The organism is Paracoccus limosus (assembly GCF_009711185.1).
In the GTDB taxonomy this organism is placed as follows: Bacteria; Pseudomonadota; Alphaproteobacteria; order Rhodobacterales; family Rhodobacteraceae; genus Paracoccus; species Paracoccus limosus.
In genome coordinates this window covers 50,050-73,224 of record NZ_WMIF01000019.1, presented here as the reverse complement: position 1 = coordinate 73,224, position 23,175 = coordinate 50,050, and the positions used below count along the sequence as shown (strand labels likewise).

Annotated in this window: 19 protein-coding genes and 1 pseudogene; 3 read left to right on the top strand and 17 right to left on the bottom strand. The window is 66.4% G+C overall.

Features of this window, described 5'->3' with window-relative positions:
* Positions 1 to 429 (top strand): annotated as a pseudogene (locus GL279_RS13585) (AP2 domain-containing protein); the annotation flags it as partial.
* 69 nt (positions 430 to 498) lie between these two features.
* On the opposite strand, the gene GL279_RS13580 reads toward GL279_RS13585, so the two are convergent.
* From GL279_RS13580 to GL279_RS13555, 6 genes are all read right to left on the bottom strand, one after another.
* On the bottom strand, positions 499 to 1,491 hold the full coding sequence (locus GL279_RS13580) for an ABC transporter substrate-binding protein (RefSeq protein WP_155065181.1): 993 nt from the start codon (positions 1,489 to 1,491) through the stop codon (positions 499 to 501).
* Positions 1,492 to 1,527: 36 nt separating this feature from the next.
* Entirely contained in the window at positions 1,528 to 2,454 is a 927-nt protein-coding gene (locus GL279_RS13575) for an ABC transporter permease (protein ID WP_155065180.1), read from the bottom strand.
* A complete protein-coding gene (locus tag GL279_RS13570) occupies positions 2,451 to 3,314 on the bottom strand; it encodes an ABC transporter permease (protein ID WP_155065179.1) in 864 nt (287 codons plus the stop codon). Before GL279_RS13570 ends, GL279_RS13575 begins: the two co-directional genes overlap by 4 nt.
* Before the next feature lie 90 nt (positions 3,315 to 3,404).
* Positions 3,405 to 4,178, bottom strand: coding sequence for an ABC transporter ATP-binding protein (locus GL279_RS13565; RefSeq protein ID WP_155065178.1), 774 nt, complete (start codon positions 4,176 to 4,178; stop codon positions 3,405 to 3,407).
* A 1-nt stretch (position 4,179) separates the two neighbouring features.
* Positions 4,180 to 5,631 (bottom strand): dihydropyrimidinase, encoded by a 1,452-nt coding sequence (gene hydA, locus GL279_RS13560; protein ID WP_155065177.1) that lies wholly within the window; start codon positions 5,629 to 5,631, stop codon positions 4,180 to 4,182.
* A gap of 71 nt (positions 5,632 to 5,702) precedes the next feature.
* Positions 5,703 to 6,971: a Zn-dependent hydrolase gene (locus GL279_RS13555; RefSeq protein ID WP_246175316.1), complete on the bottom strand. Its 1,269-nt coding sequence runs from the start codon at positions 6,969 to 6,971 to the stop codon at positions 5,703 to 5,705.
* A gap of 176 nt (positions 6,972 to 7,147) precedes the next feature.
* On the opposite strand from GL279_RS13555, the gene GL279_RS13550 reads away from it, so the two are divergent.
* The gene (locus tag GL279_RS13550) at positions 7,148 to 7,762 is read left to right on the top strand and encodes a TetR family transcriptional regulator C-terminal domain-containing protein (RefSeq protein ID WP_155065176.1); all 615 of its coding nucleotides are present in this window, start codon (positions 7,148 to 7,150) and stop codon (positions 7,760 to 7,762) included.
* Positions 7,763 to 7,835: 73 nt separating this feature from the next.
* Here GL279_RS13550 and GL279_RS13545 read toward each other — a convergent pair whose 3' ends face one another.
* From GL279_RS13545 to purD, 9 genes are all read right to left on the bottom strand, one after another.
* Entirely contained in the window at positions 7,836 to 9,257 is a 1,422-nt protein-coding gene (locus GL279_RS13545) for a mannose-1-phosphate guanylyltransferase/mannose-6-phosphate isomerase (protein WP_155065175.1), read from the bottom strand.
* Positions 9,258 to 9,385: 128 nt separating this feature from the next.
* Positions 9,386 to 10,324 (bottom strand): 2-hydroxyacid dehydrogenase, encoded by a 939-nt coding sequence (locus tag GL279_RS13540; RefSeq protein WP_246175315.1) that lies wholly within the window; start codon positions 10,322 to 10,324, stop codon positions 9,386 to 9,388.
* Positions 10,305 to 11,444, bottom strand: a complete 1,140-nt coding sequence (rodA, locus tag GL279_RS13535; RefSeq protein ID WP_155065174.1) for a rod shape-determining protein RodA — start codon at positions 11,442 to 11,444, stop codon at positions 10,305 to 10,307. The genes GL279_RS13540 and rodA overlap by 20 nt, the downstream gene beginning before the upstream one ends.
* Position 11,445: 1 nt before the next feature.
* Positions 11,446 to 13,392: a penicillin-binding protein 2 gene (gene mrdA, locus GL279_RS13530; protein ID WP_155065173.1), complete on the bottom strand. Its 1,947-nt coding sequence runs from the start codon at positions 13,390 to 13,392 to the stop codon at positions 11,446 to 11,448.
* A 12-nt stretch (positions 13,393 to 13,404) separates the two neighbouring features.
* A complete protein-coding gene (locus tag GL279_RS13525; protein WP_155065172.1) occupies positions 13,405 to 13,920 on the bottom strand; it encodes a rod shape-determining protein MreD in 516 nt (171 codons plus the stop codon).
* Positions 13,913 to 14,938 (bottom strand): rod shape-determining protein MreC, encoded by a 1,026-nt coding sequence (mreC, locus tag GL279_RS13520; protein ID WP_155065171.1) that lies wholly within the window; start codon positions 14,936 to 14,938, stop codon positions 13,913 to 13,915. The genes GL279_RS13525 and mreC overlap by 8 nt, the downstream gene beginning before the upstream one ends.
* A gap of 9 nt (positions 14,939 to 14,947) precedes the next feature.
* Positions 14,948 to 15,982 carry a rod shape-determining protein gene (locus GL279_RS13515; RefSeq protein WP_155065170.1) on the bottom strand — a complete coding sequence of 345 codons (1,035 nt, stop codon included), beginning with the start codon at positions 15,980 to 15,982 and terminating at the stop codon, positions 14,948 to 14,950.
* 309 nt (positions 15,983 to 16,291) lie between these two features.
* Positions 16,292 to 17,854: a 2-isopropylmalate synthase gene (locus GL279_RS13510; protein WP_155065169.1), complete on the bottom strand. Its 1,563-nt coding sequence runs from the start codon at positions 17,852 to 17,854 to the stop codon at positions 16,292 to 16,294.
* Between the two features lie 317 nt (positions 17,855 to 18,171).
* Positions 18,172 to 19,434: a phosphoribosylamine--glycine ligase gene (gene purD, locus GL279_RS13505; RefSeq protein WP_155065168.1), complete on the bottom strand. Its 1,263-nt coding sequence runs from the start codon at positions 19,432 to 19,434 to the stop codon at positions 18,172 to 18,174.
* Between the two features lie 101 nt (positions 19,435 to 19,535).
* Here purD and xseA point away from each other — a divergent pair, with 101 nt between their 5' ends.
* Positions 19,536 to 21,095 (top strand): exodeoxyribonuclease VII large subunit, encoded by a 1,560-nt coding sequence (gene xseA / locus GL279_RS13500; protein ID WP_155065167.1) that lies wholly within the window; start codon positions 19,536 to 19,538, stop codon positions 21,093 to 21,095.
* An 80-nt stretch (positions 21,096 to 21,175) separates the two neighbouring features.
* Here the strand turns inward: xseA and GL279_RS13495 are convergent, their stop codons facing one another.
* Together GL279_RS13495 and eda are read right to left on the bottom strand one after the other, a co-directional pair.
* Positions 21,176 to 22,390 (bottom strand): MFS transporter, encoded by a 1,215-nt coding sequence (locus tag GL279_RS13495; protein ID WP_155065166.1) that lies wholly within the window; start codon positions 22,388 to 22,390, stop codon positions 21,176 to 21,178.
* Positions 22,391 to 22,416: 26 nt separating this feature from the next.
* A complete protein-coding gene (gene eda, locus GL279_RS13490) occupies positions 22,417 to 23,055 on the bottom strand; it encodes a bifunctional 4-hydroxy-2-oxoglutarate aldolase/2-dehydro-3-deoxy-phosphogluconate aldolase (RefSeq protein ID WP_155065165.1) in 639 nt (212 codons plus the stop codon).
* Positions 23,056 to 23,175 lie beyond the last annotated feature (120 nt).

Sequence of the window (23,175 nt, the reverse complement as noted above, 5' to 3'; positions counted from 1 at the left end):
CGAGAAGCCGTCCAAATGGCCGCCCATTTTGCCGTCTCGTTCCAAGCCAACACCTCCGACGTTCATGCGCACGGAGATTGGCCCGTTCAGATCACCAGCGGCAGGAGGGGATCAGCGTCGCGCTTACCGGCGAACAACGCTTGGGCCAATTTGCGCGAATGCACACATTCTGAAAACCAACGAAACCGCAACAAACCATCTACCAACACGTCTGGCGTTCTTGGTGCGAGCTACGACAAGGAGACGGGCAAGTGGCGGGCACAAATCTGCGTCGATGGTAGCAAGAAGTATCTTGGACTGTTCATGACGAGGGAAGAGGCAGGGGCGGCTCGTGACGCCGCTGCGCTGGTCATGCACGGGGCGTTTGCGAATACTAACGCCGGTCTGACCTCGGCGGGAAGTGACGATCTTAGCAGGTGGTTCGGTTGAGTCGGCAAGAAAAACCCCGGAGCGTTCCGGGGCTTTCGTGTCTTTTAAGTGACTGACAATTAAACTAATTCAGTCGAAGGCGCGGTCGGTGATCACTGTTGCAATAAAGCCCGGGTCAGGAGTGCGCGTAATTACCGGATCCGAGCCCCCGGACAGCAGCGTGTCCACCGTGCGCTGGTAATCCGCCACATCCAGCTTGCCGGTCGAGCCCTCGGTCAGCTTGGCGACCTCCTCGGCCATGCGCCGCTGATGCGCCTCGGTCTGCGCGCCGGTCTCGTCGTTCTCCAGAACGATCGCCGCCGCCTCGTCGGGATGCGCCGCGGCATATTCAAATCCCTTCATGGTGGCGCGGACGAAGCGCACCAGTGCCGTCACCTTGTCCTTGTCCTGCAAGGTCGGCTCCAGCACATAAAGCCCGTCCTCCAGCGTCGAGACGCCCTGCTCGTCATATTTGAAGGTGATCAGATCCTCGGGCTTCAACCCCGCATCCAGCACCTGACCATATTCGTTATAGGTCATCGTGCTGATGCAATCGGCCTGCTTTTGCAGCAGTGGATCGACGTTGAAACCCTGTTTCAGCACGGTGACGCCCTCGGGCCCGCCATCGGTCTTCAGCCCCAGATGGTTCATCCAGCTCAGGAACGGATATTCGTTGCCCGAGAACCAGACCCCCAGCGTCTTGCCCTTGAAATCCGCCGGACTCTTGATGCCGGTATCCTTGCGGCAGGTCAGCATCATGCCGGATTTCTTGAAGGGCTGGGCGATATTGACGATGGCCAGCCCCTTTTCGCGCGCGGCCAGCGCGGCGGGCATCCATTCGACCACCACATCGGCGCCGCCGCCGGCCAGCACCTGCACCGGGGCGATGTCCGGCCCGCCAGGCTTGATGGTGACGTTCAGGTCTTCCTCGTCATAGAAGCCCTTGTCCTTGGCGACGTAATAGCCGTCGAACTGCGCCTGCGTCACCCATTTCAGCTGCACGGTCAGCGGCAGCTTGTCCTCGGCCTGCGCCATGCCCGACATCAGCGCCAAGGCCCCGACCATCCCCAAGATCCGTTTCATGCGTCCTCTCCTGTTATGCGGGGTCGCGCCCCTTATTCAGCCGCGCTGCGAGGGGTGCCAGAAGGTCACCCGTTTCTCGATCAGCGCGACAATGCCATAGAATGCGGTTCCCGCCAGCGCCGCCACCAGAATCTCGGCCCAGACCAGCGCAAGGTTCAGCTGCCCCACCGAGGTCGAGATCCGAAACCCCATCCCCCGCGTGGGCGAGCCAAAGAATTCGGCCACGATGGCCCCGATCAGCGCCAGCGTCGTGGTGATCTTCAGGCCGTTGAACAGAAACGGCATGGCCGAGGGCAGGCGCAGCTTGACCAGCGCCTGCGCATAGCTCGCGCTCCATGTGGCGATCTGGTCGCGCGCCAGAGCATCCGTCGCCTTCAGCCCGGCGACCATGTTCACAAGGATCGGAAAGAACACCATGATCACCACCACGGCGGCCTTGGATTGCCAGTCGAACCCGAACCACATCACAAGGATCGGCGCGATGCCGACGATGGGCAGGGCCGCGACGAAATTGCCGATCGGCAGCAGGCCGCGCTGCAGGAACGGGCTGCGGTCGATCAGCACCGCCACCGCCACCGCCAGCGCCGCCCCGATCAGCCAGCCCGACAGCGCGCCCTTCAGGATGGTCTGGACGAAATCGCCCCAGAGCAGCGGCAGGTTGGCGGCAAAGGCCGCGCCGATGGCGCTGGGGGCGGGCAGGATCACCGGCGGGATGGCAAAGCTCGCGCAGGCGATCTCCCAGCTGGCCAGCAACGTCGCGCCAAAGATCAGCGGCACCAGCATGGCCGAAATCGGCCCCTCATAGTGCGCCAGACGGCTGTTGACCGCCCAGCCCGCCAGCCAGACAAACAGCAGCAACCCCGATCCCGGCCACCAGCGATTGGCCGCCAACACCAGCACCAGCACCGCCAGACCCAGGATCAGTGCCCCGGGCCGCGCCCCGCCCTCGCCATATCTGGTCATCGCGCCAACCCCATGCGTTTCAGCACCACCCGCTCGATCAGGCCGATCAGCGCCACCAGCACGGCGGCCAATCCGGCGGCGGCAAACAGCGCCGACCAGATCTGGATGGTTTGTCCGTAATAGCTGCCCGAGAGCAGCCGCGCGCCCAGCCCGGCCGTCGCCCCCGCCGGCAGTTCGCCGACGATGGTGCCGACCAGCGCCGCCGCCACCGCCACCTTCAGGCTGGCGAACAGATAGGGCAATGAGGACGGCAGCCGCAGCAGAAAGAAGGCCTGCGCCCGGCTGGCGCTCCAGCTGTGCATCTGGTCCAGCTGCATCCGGTCGGGGGTGCGAAAGCCCTTGACCATGCCGACCAGCACCGGAAAGAACGACAGCCAGGCCGAGATCATCGCCTTGGGCACCAGCCCCGTCACGCCGGCGCTGGCAAAGACCACGATCACCATCGGCGCGATGGCCAGGATCGGCACGGTCTGGCTGGCGATGGCCCAGGGCATGATCGACAGATCCATCACCCGGCTGTGGACGATGGCCACGGCCAGCGCCGCCCCGGCCAGGGCGCCGATGGCAAAGCCCGCCAGCGTCGCCGACAGCGTGATCCAGCCATGCCAGACCAGACTGCGCTTCGAGGTGATCTTTTGCCCCGCGATCCCGTCCCACAGCCCTTTGGCGACCTGATGCGGCGCCGGCAGCACCGGGCGCTCCTGCACCATGGTGGCGGCGATCAGCTGGCCGGTGCTCAGCGGCGTGCCCGCCCGCGCCGCCTGATCGCGCGCCCAAGGCGCGTTCATCGCCACGGCGGCGCCATACCACAGCGCGACGATACCCAGCAGGACCACCAGCACCGGCATGACCCGGCTCATGACGCAATCCTTCCGTATCCGTCACCGACCGGTGTACGCGCGGTGTACGTGCGGTGCACGCGCGGCGCATCCCCGGTGCAGGCCCTCGGGTCAATCATAGCTGTGCCCCTCGCGCAGACCCTCGCGCACCTCATGCGCGATGCGGATAAATTCCGGCGTGTCGCGAATCTCCAATGGTCTTTCGCGCGGCAGCGTGCTTTCGATCACCCGGCTGATCCGCCCCGGACGCGGCGACATCACGACGATGCGCGTCGACAGATAGACCGCCTCGGGGATGGAATGGGTGACGAAACCGATGGTCTTGCCGGTCTTGGCCCATAGCTCCAGCAGCGCCTCGTTCAGCCGGTCGCGCACGATCTCGTCCAGCGCGCCAAAGGGCTCGTCCATCAGCAGGATCTCGGCATCAAAGGCCAGCGCGCGGGCGATGCTGGCGCGTTGCTGCATGCCGCCCGACAGTTGCCACGGATATTTGCCGCCAAAGCCCGCCAGTTCCACCAGCTCCAGCACGCGGGCAATGCGCGCCTCGCGGTCGGGCTTGGAAAATCCCATGATTTCCAGCGGCAACGAGATATTGCGCGCAATCGTGCGCCATGGATACAGCCCCGGCGCCTGAAAGACATAGCCATAGGCGCGGCTCTTGCGCGCCTGATCCGGTGTCATGCCATTGACGCTCAGCGTGCCCGCCGTGGGCCGTTCCAGCGCTGCCATGGTGCGCAGAAAGGTGGTCTTGCCACAGCCCGAAGGCCCGATGAAGCTGACGAAATCGCCCTTGTTGATGGACAGGTTGACATCCTTGAGCGCATGCACCGGCCCATCGGCTGTCTGAAAGGTCAGGCTGACCCCCTTGGCCTCGATCACGGACAAATCACACCCCGCTTGCCGGAATGCCGCTGCGGGCGACGGGTCGGCGCGCGGTCAGCTCCTTCCACGCGGTCAGGGCGCGGTTGACGGCCGGGCGCGGCGCGCGGGCGACGAATTCGCCATGGCCCTCGTGGCTGTCGACCTTGCCCTCGTTTACGGCAACCACGCCGCGCGTCAGCGTATAGCGCGGCAGACCCTTGACCTTGATGCCCTCGAACACGTTGTAATCAATCGCGGATTGCTGGTCCGACGCATGAATCGTCTTCTCCGCCTCGGGGTCCCAGACCACCAGATCGGCGTCGCTGCCGACCAGCACCGCGCCCTTTTTCGGATACATGTTCAGGATCTTGGCGATATTGGTCGAGGTGACAGCGACGAATTCATTGGGCGTCAGCCGCCCCGAGCCCACGCCTTGCGTCCACAGCACCGGCATCCGGTCCTCCAGCCCGCCGGTGCCATTCGGGATCTTGGTGAAATCGCCGATGCCGGTGCGCTTCTGCTCGGTGGTAAAGGCGCAATGATCGGTCGCGACACAACTCAGGCTGCCCGATTGCAGCCCGGCCCACAGGCTGTCCTGATGGCGCTTGTCGCGAAACGGCGGCGACATGACCCGCCGCGCGGCATGGTCCCAGTCGGGATTGAAATATTCGCTCTCGTCCAGAACCAGATGCTGGATCAGCGGTTCGCCCCAGACCCGCTTGCCGGCCTGCCGGGCGCGCCGGATCGCCTCATGGCTGTCCTCGCACGAGGTATGCACCACATACAGCGGCACCCCCGCCATATCGGCGATCATGATGGCGCGGTTGGTGGCCTCGCCCTCGACCTGCGGCGGGCGGGAATAGGCGTGGCCCTCGGGACCGGTATTGCCCTCGGCCAAAAGGCGCGCCGACAGTTCGGCCACGATATCGCCATTCTCGGCATGAACCATGGCCAGCCCACCCAGATCACCGACCCGGCGAAAGGACGAGAACATCTCGTCATCATTGACCATCAAGGCACCCTTGTAGGCCATGAAATGCTTGAAGCTGGTGATGCCGCGATCCACCACCGCCGCCATCTCGTCAAAGACCTGCTCGCCCCACCAGGTCACCGCCATGTGGAAACTATAGTCGCAATGCGCCCGCGCGGTCTTGTTGTCCCATGTCTTCAAGGCGTCCAGCAGGCTCTGCCCGGGCGAGGGCAGGGCGAAATCGACCACCATGGTCGTGCCCCCCGCCAGCGCCGCCCGCGTGCCGCTTTCAAAGTCGTCGGCCGAGTAGGTGCCCATGAAGGGCATCTCCAGATGGGTATGCGGATCGATGCCGCCCGGCATGACGTAACATCCCGTGGCATCCAGCACCTTGTCGCCGACCAGCCCCTGACCGATCGACGCAATTCTTCCACCCTCGATCAGCACATCCGCCTGATAGCTCAGATCCGCGGTGACGATGGTGCCGCCCTTGATGACCGTGCTCATCCCTCAGCCTTTCTTTCGTGTCCAAATATCCCGGGGGTGCGGGGGCCGCGCCCCCGCGACCGACCCCACCCTCAGGCGACCACGCCAGCTGTTTCCAGCACCGCATGCAGCAAGACATCCGCCCCCGCCGCCGCCCATTCGGGGGAAATCTCCTCGGCCTCGTTATGTGACAAGCCATTGACACATGGACAGAAAATCATCGTCGCCTGCGCCACGCGCGCCGCCCAGCAGGCGTCATGCCCCGCGCCCGAGATGATATCCATATGGCTATAGCCCAGCCGTTCCGCCGCGCGCCGCACGGTGCCGACCAGCTCGGGCGAAAAGGTCACCGGATCGAAATGCCCCACCGCCTCGACCGCGCAGCCAACGCCCAGATCGGCGCAGATCGCCGCCGCCCGGCGCTCGATCTCGGCTCGCATCCGGTCCAGCTTTTCCTGATCCGGCGTGCGGATATCGACGGTGAACACCGCCTTGCCCGGCAGCACATTGCGGCTGTTGGGGCTGAACTTCATCTGCCCGACCCCACCTACGGCGCCGGGCTGCTCACCCATCGCTACCTCCTGCACCATCTCAAGGATACGCGCCATGGCCAGTCCCGCATTCACCCGCATTGCCATCGGGGTCGAGCCGGTATGCGCCTCGCGTCCGGTCAGCGTGAACTCCAGCCACCACAGACCCTGACAATGGGTGACGACACCGATCTCCTTGCCCTCGGCCTCAAGGATCGGGCCCTGTTCGATATGCAGCTCGTAATAGGCATGCATCTTGCGTGCCCCGACCGGCTCCTCGCCCTTCCAGCCGATGCGCTCCAGCTCGGCGCCATAGGTCAACCCGTCCTGATCCTGCCGCGAATAGGCGTGCTCCAGATCGATCATCCCTGCAAACACGCCCGAGGCCAGCATCGCCGGCGCAAAGCGCGCACCTTCCTCATTGGCCCAGTTGGTCAGCACAATGGGGTGGCGGGTGCGGATGCCAAGATCGTTCAGGCTGCGGATCACCTCCAACCCGCCCAGCACGCCCAGCACGCCGTCGAACTTGCCGCCGGTGGGCTGGGTGTCCAGATGGCTGCCGACATAGACGGGCAGGGCCTCGGGATCCTCTCCGGCCCGGGTGGCAAACATCGTGCCCATGGCATCGACGCCCATGCTCATCCCCGCCGCCTCGCACCAGCGCTGGAACAGGGCGCGGCCCTCGGCATCGGCATCGGTCAGGGTCTGGCGGTTGTTGCCGCCGGCGATGCCGGGGCCGATCTTGGCCATCTCCATCAGGCTGTCCCACAGCCGGGGGCCATCGACCTTCAGATTGGCAGCCGGCATCGCTGCCGTTTCGGCATCGCTCATCGCTTCATCCTTCCTGTCTTGCCCTGACCTCTTTGCGGGCCTCGGGCTGGATCGGTCCGGCCGGGCAGGGGGCCGGGCCGTGCAAAATATTGACCAGTTGGTCAGGATCACGCTAGCACGGGGCAAGGGCCAGTCAAGCGCCGCGATGACGCGCCGCCCTTTAGCGCGAGAGTTCGATGCCAGAAGCCCCGCGCCGGCAAAGCCGGATCCAGAAGAAGAACCGCGAGACGATCCTGACCGCCGCGCTGCAGGAATTCGCGGCACAGGGCTATGCCGGAACCACCATCGACCGCATCGCCGAGACGGCGGGCCTGTCAAAACCCAATGTTCTCTATTATTTCCCCTCGAAAGAGGCGATCCATCGGGAATTGCTGGAAGCGCTTCTGGATATGTGGCTGGCGCCCCTGCGCGAAATCCGGGCAGATGGCGACCCGCTGGACCAGATCCTTGCCTATGCAAGACGCAAACTGGAAATGTCGCGCGACTACCCGCGCGAAAGCCGGCTCTTTGCCAATGAGGTGCTGCAGGGCGCGCCGCGACTCAGCCCGATTCTGGGTGGCGCGCTGCGCGAACTGGTCGAGGACAAGGCGGCGCTGATCGAAACCTGGGCCGAACAGGGCCGCATCGCGCGGCTCGACGCGCGCCACCTGCTGTTCTCGATCTGGGCGCTGACCCAGCATTACGCCGACTTCGAGGTGCAGGTCCGTGCCGTGCTGGGCCAAGGGCATGATCCCTATGCCGAGGCCGAACCATTCCTTGACCAGCTCTATCGCCGTCTGCTCGCGCCCTGACCTCGCTTCTTTCGTGGTCAAATATCCCGGGGGAGCGCCGCAGGCGCCGGGAGCAGAGCCCCCGCGCGACAGTTCAGCTGCGCGAATAGACATCCTCGTAGCGCACGATGTCATCTTCGCCCAGATAGGCGCCGGTCTGCACCTCGATCAGCACCATTGGCACCTTGCCGGGGTTTTCCATCCGGTGCACGGCGCCCAGCGGCACATAGATCGACTGGTTCTCGGTCACCAGTGTCACGGTGTCATCCACCGTCACCCGCGCCGTGCCCGACACCACGATCCAATGCTCCGAGCGGTGGAAATGCGATTGCAGCGACAGTGCCGCGCCGGGGTTCACCACGATGCGCTTGACTTGAAAACGGTCGGCCAGCGCCAGCGTCTCATACCAGCCCCAGGGCCGGTGATCGCGCAAAAAGGCTTCGGCCTGCCGCGCGCCCTTGGACTTCAGCGCGCTGACCGCATGGCGCACCTCCTGCGCGCGGTCCATGCCGGCCACCAGAACCGCGTCCTTGGTGGACACGACCATGACGTCCTTCAGTCCGATGCCCACCACCTCGATGCCCTCGTCCTGCGAGCGCAGCAGGACATTGTCGCAATCGATGGCAGTCGAACGGTCGTCGGTTACCGCACCGCGCTCGGGCGCCTGATCGCCCAGGCTTTCGCGCCAGACCGCGTCCCAGCCGCCCAGATCCGACCAATGCCCCGAGAACCGCACCACCGACAGGTTGTTGGCCTTTTCCAGCACGGCATAGTCGATCGACAGATCCGGCAGCCGATCCCAGGGTTCGGGCGCCAGCCGCAGAAAGCCCAGATCGCTCCGCGCCTCGTCCAGCGCCGCCTGCACAGGGGCCAGATAGTCCGGCGCATGGGCGCGGAAGGCGTCGATCATCACCTGCGCCTGAAACAGGAAGATGCCCGCGTTCCACAGATAGGTGCCCTGCGCGATCATCTCTGCCGCACGTGTCGCATCTGGCTTTTCGACGAAACGCTTCAGCCGCACCGGGCCTTCGCCGGCCTCCTCGGCCTCCATATAGCCATAGCCGGTTTCAGGCCGGGTCGGCGCGATGCCGAAGGTGACGATCCGGCCGGCCAGTGCCGCCTCGGCCCCCAGCTCGACCGCGCGGCCAAAGGCCTCGGCATCGGGGACGACGTGATCCGAGGGCGCGACCAGCAACAGCGCCTGCGGGTCGGTGCGCGCCACCGTCAGCGCCGCGGCAAGAATCGCCGGGGCGGTATTGCGGCCGGCGGGCTCGATCAGGATGGCGGCGGGCTTGACGCCGATCTCGTTCAGCTGCTCGGCCACGACGAAGCGGAAATCGGCATTGGTCATCACCACCGGCGCGCCATAGCGCGGACCCGCCAGCCGTCGGGCCGAGGCCTGAAACAGCGTCTCATGCCCGACCAGCGGCGCAAATTGCTTGGGAAAGCTCTTGCGCGAGACCGGCCACAGCCGCGTGCCCGAGCCGCCAGCCAGTAGAACGGGGGTAATCACCATGCGTCACTCCTCCGGCGCGGGGCCGTGCTGTCCGGTGTCCAGTATCCTTTAGCGCCCGATCTCCCGCAAGTTGCGAGCGGGGCAGGATCGGCGATAACATGGCGGCGACAGCCGGTAAACATGACCATTCAATAGCCGCGTTTTCTGTCGACCAGATGCCGCAGCGGCAGGCCCCGCATGGCGCGGCGCAGGTTTTCGGCCGCGACATGGGCGGCAGTCTCGGGACGGGTCTCGGCCGAGATATGTGGCGTCACCGTCACGCGCGGATGCGCCCAGAACGGATGTTCGGGCGGAAGCGGCTCTTGCCGGAACACGTCCAGCACGGCATGGCCCAACCCCGCCTGCAGCGCGGGCAGCAGCGCGGCGTCATCGATCAGCGTGCCGCGCCCGGCGTTGATGATCGTGGCGCCCGGCGGCAGCAGCGCCAGACGTTCGGCATCCAGCAGGTCGCGGGTCTGGGGCGTGTCGGGCAACAGACAGATCAGGATTTCGGCGCGGGCCAGCGCCTGCGGCAGTTGCGGGCCGGCCAGTACCTCGATCCCCTCGACCGAGCGACCCGAGGCCGACCAGCCGGCAACACGAAACCCCAGCCCGGCCAGTGCCAGCGCCACGCTGCGGCCCAGTTCGCCCATGCCCAGAACCGTCACCTGCCGGTCCTGCGCCAGAGGCGGCACCAGCCCGTTGCGCCAATGCCCGTCCTGGGCATAGCGGTCCATGCCCAGATGCGCGCGCATCGCCCAGCCGATGCAGTAATCCCGCATCCCCAGCGCCAGTCCCGGATCGACCATCCGGCACAGCGGCTGGGTCAGCGTCGGATTGGTCACGATGCGCTCGACCCCGGCCCACAGGCTTTGCACCACGCGGGCACGGGTGAAGGGGGTGAAGTCCAGCGGCCCGCCATCCTCGGGATAGCCCGGCGCATAGATCAGCGCGTCAAAGCTGGCCGGATCGCCGTCGCGGCACAGATCCATCTCGGGGCAGGCGGCGGTCAGGGCGGGGCCCCATGCCGGCCAGTATTTCGCGGGGGCGGCAAACAGCACCCGCATTCTAGCGCGGCCTGTGGACATGCGCCGATTGCAGGATGCCAAAGCCCATCAGCAGGATCATCAGCGAAGTGCCTCCGTAGCTGACCAGCGGCAGGGGCGAGCCCTTGGCGGGCAGCATCCCCATCACCGTGGCCATGTTGATCGCGAAATACAGAAAGAAGGTGCCGGCGATGCCGATGGTCAGCAGGCTCGCGAAGCGGTCCTTGTTGGTCAGCGCCGAGGACAGCGCAAATCCCAAGATCAGCACGTAAAGCGCCAGAAGCGAGGCGGCGCCGACAAAGCCGAATTCCTCGGCCAGCGAGGTGAAGATAAAATCGGTGTGCTTCTCGGGCAGGAAGTTCAGCCGCGACTGCGTGCCCTGCATGAAGCCGCGCCCCGACCAACCGCCCGATCCCAGCGCGATCTGGGCCTGCATGATGTTGTAGCCCGCGCCCAAGGGGTCCGAGGTCGGGTCCAGAAAGGTGTCGATGCGCTTGAACTGGTATTCGTGCAGCAATTGCCAGTCGGTGCCCCGGCTTTCCATCACCGCCGTGACAAGGCCCACCACGATGGCGATGACGGCGCCGAAATACCACAGGCTGACGCCCGCTGCGAACATGACGATGCCGCCCCCGGCAATCAGCATGACCGAGGTGCCCAGATCGGGCTGCATCAGGACCAGCGCCGTCGGCAACAGGATCAGCATGACCGGGATCAGCACCCACAGCGGGCGCGAGACCTTTTCCACCGGCAGCCAGTCGTAATAGGCCGCCAGCACCATGACATAGGCGATCTTGGTCAGCTCGGATGGCTGGATGCGGATCGGGCCAAGGATCAGCCAGCGCTGCGCGCCCATGCCGACATGGCCCATCGCCTCGACCGCGATCAGCAAGAGCACGCAGACCACATAGGAAATCACCGAGATCGAGCGCCAGAACCAGATCGGCACGAAGGCCAGCCCGATCATCAGCACCATGCCGACGGCAAAGCGCTCCATCTGCGGCATGGCCCAGCGGTCGATATCACCGCCGGACACAGAATAGAGCATCAGGAAACCGATGCAGCTGACCGCCGAGACCAGCGCCACCAGTGCCCAGTTGATGTAAAGGATCTTGCGCCAGCCGGTGGGCACGCGTTCGACGGAGTAATCCAGATAGCTCATCTCAGACCTTCGCCCGGCTGTTTTGCGGCTTGGGCTCGGGCATCAGCACCATGCTGTCCCAGATCGCCTGCACCTTGGCGCGGGTGCCGTCATCGGGATAGGCGCTGAGGGGCGGCAACCCGCCCGCCAGCGCAAACAGCAGGATGTCGCGCGCGATGGGTGCGGCCACCGCCGAGCCACCGCCGCCATGTTCGACCACCACCGACACCGCATAGCGCGGCGAATCGAAGGGCGCGAAACAGACGAACAGCGCATGGTCGCGCCGGTTCCACGGCAGCTGGTCGTTCGAGATCACGCCCCGTGCGCGCTCGGCGGCGGTGATGTTGCGCACCTGACTGGTGCCGGTCTTGCCGGCCATGCGCCATTCCGGCGCAAGGATGCGGGCGCGTCGCGCGGTGCCGCTGTCCGAATTCATCACCGCATCCATGCCGGCGCGGGCGGTGCGCAGGTTCAGCGGGTGGATGTCCAGCGGCGCGAATTCCTTGACCGGCACCGGCACGCCATCGACGGCGCGCACCAGCCGCGGCTCGACCGCGCGGCCGGTGGCGACCCGCGCCGTCATCACCGCCAGTTGCAGTGGCGAGGCCAGCACATAGCCCTGACCGATCGAGGCGTTGATCGAATCGCCCAGCTGCCATTCCTGCTTGTAGCGGGCGCGCTTCCAGTCGCGGTCGGGCGCGATGCCCTCGGTGATCGCCGACATCGGCAGGTCGTGGCGCACGCCGATGCCCAGCTTGCGCGCCATGGCGGCGATGCGGTCGATGCCGATGCGCTGCGCCACCTCATAGTAATAGACGTCGCAGCTGTGCGAGAGGCTGTTGACGGCATCCACCGTGCCATGCCCGCCCTTGCGCCAGCAATGGAACTTGCGCCCGGCGATCTGTAGCGAACCGGGGCAGAAGAACCGCGTGCCGGGATTGATGATGCCGGATTCCAGCCCGGCCAGCAGCGTCACCATCTTGAAGGTCGAGCCGGGCGGGTAGGCGCCCTGCACGCTTTTGTCGGCCAGCGGGCGGTGATCGTGGCTCATCAGCGCCCGGTAATCCGGGCCCGAGATGCCGCGCACGAATTTGTTCGGATCAAAGCTCGGGGCCGAGGCGATGGCGACGATATCGCCGTTGGTCACGTCGATGACCACGGCGGCGGCGCTTTCGCTGCCCAGCCGTTGCAGGGCAAAGTTCTGCAACCGCGCATCCATCGTCGTCTGCACCGTCGCGCCCTGCTGGCCCTCTTGCCGCGACAGCTCGCGCATCTCGCGCCCGGCACTGTTGACCTCGACCCGGCGGGCACCGGCCTTGCCGCGCAGCTCGTCCTCCAGCTTGACCTCCATGCCGACCTTGCCCAGCTGGAACTCGGGCAGGCGCAGCACCGGATCGGGGTTCTCGATCTTGGCGAGGTCGAAATCCGAGACCGGGCCGACATAGCCCAGCACATGCGCGAAATCGCCGCCGCGCGGATAGCTGCGCGACAGCCCCGCCTCGGGCGAGACGCCGGGCAGCGAGGGCGCGTTCAGCGCCAGCGACGAAAACTCGGGCCAGCTCAGCCGGTCGGCGACCATGACCGGCGTCACCGCGCTGCGCTTGCGGATCTCGGCCAGAAGATCGGCGGCCTGACGGTCGGTCATCGGGATGACATGGCGCAGCCGCGCCACCACCGCCGAGACATCGCCCGCATCCTCGCGCGTCAGGGTGACGTGGTAATTCTGCTCGTTGCCGGCGATGACCACGCCATTGCGGTCCTGAATCAGCCCGCGCGCCGGCGGCAGCAGCCGGATCTTGACCGAGTTGCCGTCCGACAGCATCCGGTATTCATCGGCACGCTCGATCTGCATCGAGCGCAGCTTCAGCCCCAGCACTGCCACGACCGAGGCCTGAATGACGCCCAGCATCAGCACCCGGCGCGAGATCGAGCGCGAGCTTTCGGCGATTTCTCTTTGCGACTTGCGCATTCCTGCCCGTCCTCAGCTTTCGGTCACGCTGCGGCCCAGCCCCAATGGCCAGCGCAGAAAGCCCACCACCAGTGGATAGGCCGCAACAGTCGCGCCATATTGCACCAACGCCTGACCCAGCGCCGGCAGGGGCAGAAAGAACAGCGCCAGCACGATCCGGTTTGCCAGCATCATCATTGCCATCAGTGTCGCGACACGCATCCATTCAACCATGAACGGCAGTTCGCGCCAACGCGGCTCTCGCCGCCGCGCGGCCTCGGTGCCCAGAACGACCACGGCGGCCCACAGACCCAAGGGACGCCACAGCAGCACGTCCTCGACCAGAAACATGAGCGCGATGGTCAGTGCCGGCACCTGTTCGGGGCGGCGCAGCAGCCACGCCAGCACCAGACACAGCGCCAGATCGGGGCCGGGCCAGCCGATCCGTCCCGCCGTCAGCGGCACCAGACGCAGAAACAGCAGCAGCAGGAACAGCAGCACAAACAGCAGCTGTCCGATCAGGCGCCGGCTGCGCGGCCCCTCAATCATTGGCTTCCTCGGCCCGATCACGGTCCTCGGCGGGTTGCGGGCCGGGCAGGGGTGCAGGCAGCGGCGCGCCGATGGCTTGCGCGGCGGCGGCCTGTTCGGCGTGCTCGGCCTCGGCTGCGGGATCGAGGTTCATCACCGGCGGCATCGGCGGGCCGATGAATTCGCTGGGCGGCGGCGGGATCAGCAGGCCGACATCGGCCAGCCGCTCGGCCGGGTGGCTGCGCAGGACGCGCAGGAATTCCAGCCGGCCATAGTCAGCCGCCAGCCGCACGCGAAAGCGGCCGTCGCCGGTTTGCTCGACCTGCCCGACCGGCAGGCCCGGCGGAAAGACGCCGCCGTCGCCCGAGCTGACCACGCGGTCGCCGGGGCGCAGATTTTCCGGGCTTTCGATGAATTCCATCGCCGGCAGGGCGGTATTGTCGCCCGACAGCAGCGCATGCTGACCCGAGGGCAGCACCGTCACCGGAATGCGGCTGGAGGGGTCGGTCAGCAGCATCACCCGGCTGGTGGTCTCACCCACGCCCGAGATGCGCCCGACAAGGCCCAGCCCGTCCATGGTCGCCCAGCCGTCGATGATACCGTCGCGCGCACCCACGTTCAGCAGCACCGATTGCCGGAACGCCGTGCCGCTATCGGTCAGCACCACGCCCGAGATATAGGTCAGCGCCGGGTCGATGCGGACATTGTTCTGCGACAGCAGCTTGGCGTTTTCCTGCTCCAGCTGCACGGCGGCCTCTTTCCAGGCCGACATCTTCTGCAGTTCCCGACGCAACTCCTGATTCTGCTCATAGAGCCGGGCATAGGATTGAAAGCCCGCCGCCATGCGGCTGACCCGCGTCACCGGCGCCATGGCCCATTCGAAACCGGGCAGCAGGCGGTCGATCACGGCCGCGCGCAGACGCTCGGCCCGCGGGCTGTCGATCTGCCAGAACAGAAAGACCGCCAGCAGGACCAGCACCAGCAGTGCGACCAGAATACGGCGGACCGGAGCCGCGTAATCGGGGCCCTTTTGCGCCATGACCCGGGATCAGCTGTCGTAGTCGATGACGTGGCGCAGCTGTTTTTCGAACTCCAGCGCCTTGCCGGTGCCCAGAGCCACGCAGCTCATCGGCTGATCGGCCAGACTGATCATCAGCCCGGTCTGCTCGCGCAGCGCCAGATCCAGCTCGCCCAGCATGGCGCCGCCGCCGGTCAGCATCACGCCGCGATCGACGATATCGGCGGCCAGATCGGGGGGCGTGGCCTCCAGCGCGACCATCACCGCCTCGCAGATCTGCTGCACCGGCTCGGCCAGCGCGTCGGCGACCATGGCCTGGGTGATCTCCATCTCTTTGGGGATGCCGTTCAGCAGATCGCGGCCGCGCACCATGATCGTGGCGCCGCGCCCGTCGTCGGGCATGCGGGCGGTGCCGATCTGGGTCTTGACCCGCTCGGCCGTCGATTCGCCGACCAGCAGGTTGTGGTTGCGCCGCAGGTAGTTGATCAGCGCGTCATCCATGCGGTCGCCGCCAATGCGGACCGAACGCGCATAGACCACATCTCCAAGCGACAGGACCGCGACCTCGGTGGTGCCGCCGCCGATGTCGACGACCATGCTGCCCGTGGGTTCGGTGATCGGCATGCCGGCACCGATGGCCGCCGCGATGGGTTCGGCAATCAGCCCCGCCTTGCGCGCGCCGGCCGACAGGACCGACTGCCGGATCGCCCGCTTTTCCACCGGTGTCGCGCCATGCGGCACGCAGACGATGACCTTGGGTTTGGAAAAGCTGGTGCGCCGGAACACCTTCTTGATGAAATGCTTGATCATCTCCTCGGCGCTGTCGAAATCGGCGATGACGCCTTCGCGCATCGGGCGGATGGCCTCGATGCTGCCCGGCGTGCGGCCCAGCATCAGCTTGGCGTCCTCGCCCACGGCCAGAACCTGCTTCTTGCCGTCCTTGACGTGATAGGCGACGACCGAGGGCTCATTCAGGATGATGCCCTTGCCCTTGACGTAGATCAGCGTGTTCGCCGTGCCGAGGTCGATCGCGATGTCAGTTGAAAACAACCCGCCAAAGGCCATGCTTCTGTCCCTTCTGCCGTCCCTGCCACGACGGCGTGATGCCATCGTTCATCGACGGCCATTGCCCGATTTGCCCGATGAGTCTTCCCACCGAGGGTTGCGGACATATAGGACGCCAAATGCCGGGCGGAAAGCGCGAATCGCGTTTGCCGCCCGCAGTTGCCACAGGATTCACCAAGGATCACCGCCTTGCCGCACAGGGCGCTTCATTCGCGCAAAAGGCGAACGCCGCCGCTTGCGCGACCGAAACGCCGGCCATGAAAAAGGGCGGCCCAAGGCCGCCCCTTGCCGTCATCGCAGCAGCACGGGTCAGTGCGAATACATGCTGACCTGCTTGGCATCGGCGTCCTTGCCCACCATCTCGCGGCGCACCTTCAGCCGGTTCAGCGCGCCAACATAGGCCTTGACGCTTGCCAGAATGGTGTCGGTATCGGCGGCCTGACCCATGGCGATGCGGCCATCCTCTTCCATGCGCACGCTGACGGTGGCCTGGGCATCGGTGCCTTCGGTCACGGCATGGACCTGATACAGTTGCAGGCGCGCCTCATGCGGCCAGATCGCCTTGACGGCGTTGAAACAGGCATCGACCGGACCGTCGCCCTCGGCATGGACGGTCTTGTCCTCGCCGCCGACGCTCAGCGTCAGATCCGCCGACTGGCCGTCGCTGCCGCAGATCACGCGCAGATGCTTGACCTGCAGGTAATCGTTCTCGGTATTGGCGGCGCTGTCCTGCATCAGCGCGACCAGATCGTCGTCATAGATTTCCTTCTTGCGGTCGGCCAGCGCCTTGAACCGCACGAAAACGTCCTTCAGCTGGTTGTCGCCCACCTCATAGCCCAGATCGCGCAGCTTGGCGCGCAGGGCGGCGCGGCCAGAATGCTTGCCCATGGCGATATTGGCCTCGTTCAGACCGATATCGGCGGGGCGCATGATCTCGAAGGTCTCGACGTTCTTCAGCACGCCATCCTGATGGATGCCCGATTCATGCAGGAAGGCGTTCTTGCCGACGATGGCCTTGTTGGGCTGCACCACAAAGCCCGAGGCCTGCGCCACCCGCCGCGACAGGCCCATGATCTTGGTCGTGTCGATGCCGGTGGTGTAGGGCATGATGTCGTGACGCACCTTCAGCGCCATCACCACCTCTTCCAGAGCGGTATTGCCGGCACGCTCGCCCAGACCGTTGATCGTGCATTCGACCTGGCGCGCGCCCGCCTCGACGGCAGCCAGAGAGTTGGCGGTCGCCATGCCCAGATCATCGTGGCAATGGGTGGCAAAGATGACCTCATCGGCCCCCGGAACCCGCTCCAGCAGCATGCGGATCAGATCGGCGCTTTCGCGGGGCGCGGTATAGCCGACGGTGTCGGGAATGTTGATGGTGGTGGCGCCAGCCTTGATCGCGATCTCGACCACGCGGCACAGATAGTCATGCTCGGTCCGGGTGGCATCCATGGGCGACCATTGCACATTGTCGCACAGGTTGCGGGCATGGCTGACGGTCTCATGGATGCGCTCGGCCATCTGGTCCATGTCCAGATTGGGAATGGCCCGGTGCAGCGGCGAGGTGCCGATAAAGGTGTGGATGCGCGGGCGGCGCGCATGCTTCACCGCCTCCCAGCAACGGTCGATATCGGGAAACTGCGCTCGCGCCAGACCACAGATCACGCTGTTGCGGCTGCGTTTGGCAATCTCCGAGACGGCCGCGAAATCGCCCTCCGAGGCAATCGGGAATCCCGCCTCGATCACGTCCACGCCCATCTCGTCCAGCATCTGGGCGATTTCCAGCTTTTCGTCATGGGTCATGGTGGCGCCGGGCGACTGTTCGCCATCGCGCAGGGTGGTATCGAAAATCAGGACGCGGTTCTTGTCGGTCATGTCAGGGTCTTTCTTACGCATGATAAGGCTGTCGTTCGTGAAACCGGGCACGAACCAGACTGAGCGGCGGCCCGGAAGACCCGCTCAGCGCAGCGTAAGAAGAAGCAGACCGCGGGGGCGCACGCCGAAGCGCGCCGAAACAGGCGCGTCGCAACTGATGCTGATGGGGCGTATCCGAGTCATGCCGGCACTATAGAACCGCCCGCGCGGGATTGAAAAGGCCGAAAAACATGCCGCCCCCGCAATCTTTGATCCGCGCCCGCCGCTTTCACCATTTTCCAAATACCCATGCCGCGCGTGACGCCGGCACCACGCCCTCAGAGTGCGCGCCAGCCGATGTCGCGGCGATAGAACCCGCCCGGCCAGTCGATGGCATCGGCCAAGGCATAGGCGCGGCCATGCGCCTCGGCCAAAGTGGCGCCGCGCCCGGTTGCGGCCAGCACCCGCCCGCCGGTCGCAACCAGCACGCCATCGCGGCGCGCGGTGCCGGCATGAAAGACCATATGGCTTGAATCTTCGGGCAGGGCGTCCAGCCCCCGGATCTCGCTGCCCTTCTCATAGGCGCTGGGATAGCCCGACGCCGCCAGCACCACGGTCAAGGCGTGATCGTCGGCCCAGGTGACCGAGGTCTCGCCCAGCCGGCCCTCGGCGCAGGCCAGGATCAGGTCCAGCGCCTGCGCGCCCAGCCGCATCATCAGGACCTGACATTCCGGGTCGCCGAAACGCACGTTGTATTCGACCAGCCGCGCGCGTCCGTCCTCGATCATCAGCCCGGCGTAAAGCACGCCCTGGAACGGCGTCCCGCGCCGCGCCATCTCGGCGACGGTGGGGCGCACGATCTCGGCCATCACCGCGTCCTGAATCTCCTGCGTCAGCACCGGGGCCGGGGAATAGGCGCCCATGCCGCCGGTGTTCGGGCCGGTATCGCCGTCGCCCACGCGCTTGTGGTCCTGTGCCGTGCCGATCGGCAGGCAATCCGTGCCATCGCACAGGATAAAGAAACTGGCCTCTTCGCCGGCCATGAATTCCTCGATCACCACCTCGGCCCCGGCATCGCCAAAGGCGCCGCCAAAGGCATCGTCCACGGCGGCGATGGCCTCGGCCTCGGTCATCGCTACGGTCACGCCCTTGCCGGCGGCCAGCCCGTCGGCCTTGATGACGATGGGCGCCCCTTGCGCGCGGATGTAATCGCGCGCCGGCCCCGCCGCGTCAAAGCGCGCCCAGGCGGCGGTCGGCGCGCCGCAGGCGTCGCAGACCTCTTTGGTAAAGCTTTTCGAGGCCTCCAGCATCGCCGCCGCTTTCGACGGACCAAAGGCCAGGATACCGGCCGCGCGCAGATCGTCGGCCACGCCGGCCGCCAGGGGTGCCTCGGGGCCGATCACCACCAGATCGATGGCGTTTTCCTCGCAAAAGCCGATCACGGCCGGGCCCGACAGGATATCCAGATCCGCCAGCCGCGCTAGCGGCTCCATCCCGGCATTGCCCGGGGCCACGAACAGCCGGTCGCATTTCGGGTTCTGCCGGATCGCCCAGGCCAGCGCATGTTCGCGCCCGCCGCTGCCCAGGATCAGGATATTCATGGCATAGCCCCCGTTTGCGGATGTCTGGCGCCTTCTAGGAACTGGCTTGCGCGGGATCAATCCCCTTGATCCTGCGGGCCGGCCGCGCCAGAACCGGCAGCATGGAGCTTTTCGAAGAACCCGCCGGCAGCAATGCCCATGAATTCACCGTCTCGGAGATCTCGGGCGCGGTCAAGCGCGTGCTCGAGGGCGAGTTCGGCCGCGTCCGCGTGCGCGGCGAGATCGGCCGCGTCTCGCGCCCGTCCTCAGGACATCTCTATTTCGACCTCAAGGATGACCGCGCCGTCATTGCCGCCGTCACCTGGAAAGGTCAGGCCGCGCGCCTCTCGACCCGCCCCGAGGAAGGCATCGAGGTCATCGCCACCGGTCGGCTGACCACCTTTCCGGGCCAGTCGAAATATCAGCTGATCGTCGATGAGATCGAACCGGCCGGCGCCGGCGCACTGATGATGATGCTGGAAAAGCGCCGCAAGGCGCTGGCCGCCGAAGGTCTTTTCGACGAGGCGCGCAAGCTGCCGCTGCCCTATCTGCCCCACGTGATCGGCGTCGTCACCTCGCCCTCGGGCGCGGTGATCCGAGACATCCTGCACCGGTTGCGCGACCGCTTTCCGACGCATGTGCTGATCTGGCCGGTGGCGGTGCAGGGACAGGATTGCGCGCCACAGGTCACGGCGGCGATTCAGGGCTTCAACGCGCTCGCCCCGGGCGGCCCGATCCCGCGCCCCGACCTGATCATCGTCGCGCGCGGCGGCGGCAGTCTCGAGGACCTGTGGGGTTTCAACGAGGAATCGGTGGTGCGGGCGGCGGCGGCCAGCGCGATCCCGCTGATCTCGGCCGTGGGCCACGAGACCGACACCACGCTCATCGACTTTGCCTCGTCGCGCCGCGCGCCGACGCCCACCGCCGCAGCCGAGATCGCGGTTCCTGTCAGGGCCGAACTCGCCGCCCGGCTGAGCGAACTGGCTGCGCGGATGATCCGCGCCCAGCAACAGGCCGGCCAGCGCCAGCGCCAGCGGCTGTCCGATCTGGGCCGCGCCCTGGGCCGGCCGCAGGCCCTGACCGATCCGGCGCGGCAGCGCCTCGACCTCTTTGCCGACCGGCTGGAGCCCGCCCTGCGTGGTTTCGTCCGCAGCCGGCGCGAGCGGCTGAACGCTCTGCCGCTGTCGCTGGCGGCTTTGCGCGCCAGCCTGCACCTGCGCCGCGACCGGCTCAGCGATCTGGCGCGGCGCCTGCCGCCGGCATGGGCGCGCCACCGCAAGCGTCAGGCCGAGACCCTGAGCAGCCTCGCCGATCGTCTGGCCCGCGCCCGCACCCGCGATCTGGCCGAACGCAGCCGGCAGGCCACGCGCGACCGCACCCGGCTCGACGCCCTTGCCGCGCGCCTTGCCGCAACCGGGCAACGCCTGCTGCCGCCACGCCGCGAAAGGCTTGACCGGCTCGACCGGCTGCGCCTGACCCTGGGCTATGAGGAAACTTTGAAACGCGGCTTTGCCGTGGTGCACGGCCCGGACGGCCTGCTGACCAGTGCCACCCAAGCGGCCCAGACGCCGCATTTCGAAATCCAGTTTGCCGATGGTCGCATCGGCGCCCGTCCCGAAACGCCACCCGTGAAGTCCGCCCGCAAAAAGCCCGCCGCCAAGGACCAGAAGTCACTCTTCTAGGCTTCTTTCGTGTGGAAATATCCCGGGGGAACGTTTTCGGCGCCCGTCGAGGGCACCGAAAACGTAGGGGGCAGAGCCCCCTAACGCGCCCGTTCGACCGGGCGAAGCATCAGCCACAGCAGTGCGGCACCGGCCAGCACCAGAAACGGCAGCATGGCCAGATTGACCGCGTTCCAGCCTGCCTGCGGCGTGCCGCCCAGACAGTTCATCAATCCACCCGAGGACAGCGAGGCCACAAAGACCCCGGCAAAGACCACCGCGTCGTTCAGCCCCTGCACCCGCTCACGCTCTTCGGCGCGATAGGCGCGGGTCAGCATCGCCGTCGAGCCGATGAAGCCAAAGTTCCAGCCCAGCCCCAGCAGCACCAGTGCCAGATAGAAATTCCCCAGCTCGACCCCGGAAAGCGCGATGGCACCGGCGCTAGCCAGAATGACCAGCCCCAGCATGACGATGCGCTGCGCCCCAAAGCGCGCGATAAGATGGCCGGTGAAAAAGGACGGGCCGAACATCGCCACTACATGCAGCGCGACGATATTGGCGGCATCGGCGGTGTGGAAACCGCAGCCGACCACCGCCAGCGGCGTCGAGGTCATCACCAGATTCATCAGCGCATAGGAAACCATGCCGCAGACCATGGCGACCGCGATCTGCGGCACCCGGATCAGCTGACCCAAGGTGCGGCCCTGCATCTGCCCGGCGGCGCCTGCCGTGGCACGGGGAATGTCCAGAAAGGAAAAGATCAACGGTCCCAGCAGGTTCAGCCCGATGATTGCGGCATAGGTCGCTAGAAAGGGGATCGCCGTCATCTCGGCGGTCAGACGCACGAGGAAGGGCCCGGTAAAGGCCGCGACCAGCCCACCCGCCAGCACCAGCGAGATCGCGCGCGACTGAAACTCGGGCGGCGCGCAATCCGTGGCGGCAAAGCGATAGAAGCCCTGTCCGGCCTGATAGACCCCGGTCAGCAGCCCGCTGGCCAGAAACAGCCAGAAATTCCCAAGGATCATCCCCGTCGCCGCCAGCCCCGCACCAAGCCCGCCGCAGCCGCAGGCCAGCGTAAAGCCCGCCCGTCGGCCATGGCGCTGCATGAACCCCGCCAGCGGCCGCGCCGAGATCGCCGAGCCCAGCACGATCATGGACAAGGGCAGCGTGGCGATGCAGGGATTGGGGCTGAGCATCTGCCCGGTCAGCCCGCCGACGATGAAGATCATCGACATCTGCGCGCCCATGACTGCCTGCGCCAGCAGCAGCACCACGAGATTGCGGCGTGCGCGGCGCAGGTCGCGCGAAGGTTCCATTACCGGATCAGCCAGCCCCGTCATGATCAGGCCAGCGCGCTGGCCTCGCGGGCGCGGGTCCTGATCGCCTGCCAGTCCGAGGCGGCCACATCCGCGTCCGGCGCGATCCAGCTGCCGCCGACGCAGATCACATTGGGCAGCGCCAGATATTCGGGTGCGGATTTCAGCGTGACGCCGCCAGTCGGGCAGAAGCTGACCCGCGGCAGCGGACCGCTCAGGGATTTAAGCGACTTGACGCCGCCTGCGGCCTCGGCCGGAAAGAATTTCAGCATGGAATAGCCCCATTCCATCGCCCGCATGACCTCGGAGGCGGTGACGGCGCCGGGCAAAAGCGGCAGGCCAATCTCTTCGCAGGCGCGCACCAGAATTTCCGTGGCGCCCGGCGCGACGGCAAAGCTGGCGCCGGCATCCTTGGCGCGTTTGGCGTCATCGGGGGTCAGCACGGTTCCGGCACCGACATGGCCGCCGGGAACACGCGACATTTGCCGGATGACCTCAAGCGCGGCGGGGGTGCGCAGCGTGACTTCCAGCACCGGCAGCCCGCCGGTGACCAGGGCCGTGGCCAGACCCTCGGCACGGGCGGCATCGCCGACGACCAGGACCGGGATCACCGGGGCGAGTTCGCAAAGCGCGCGGTTCTTCTGGGACTGGGTCTCGGGGGTCATGGCGGGCCTCTGTGCACGGAATCTTGGCGCAGGTTGCGCTTTTATGGGCTGGGGTGCAAGAGGCTATGTTAGCGGTAACTATAGCTTGGGTCTTGCCTGCGGCAGGGTGCGGGGACGGGG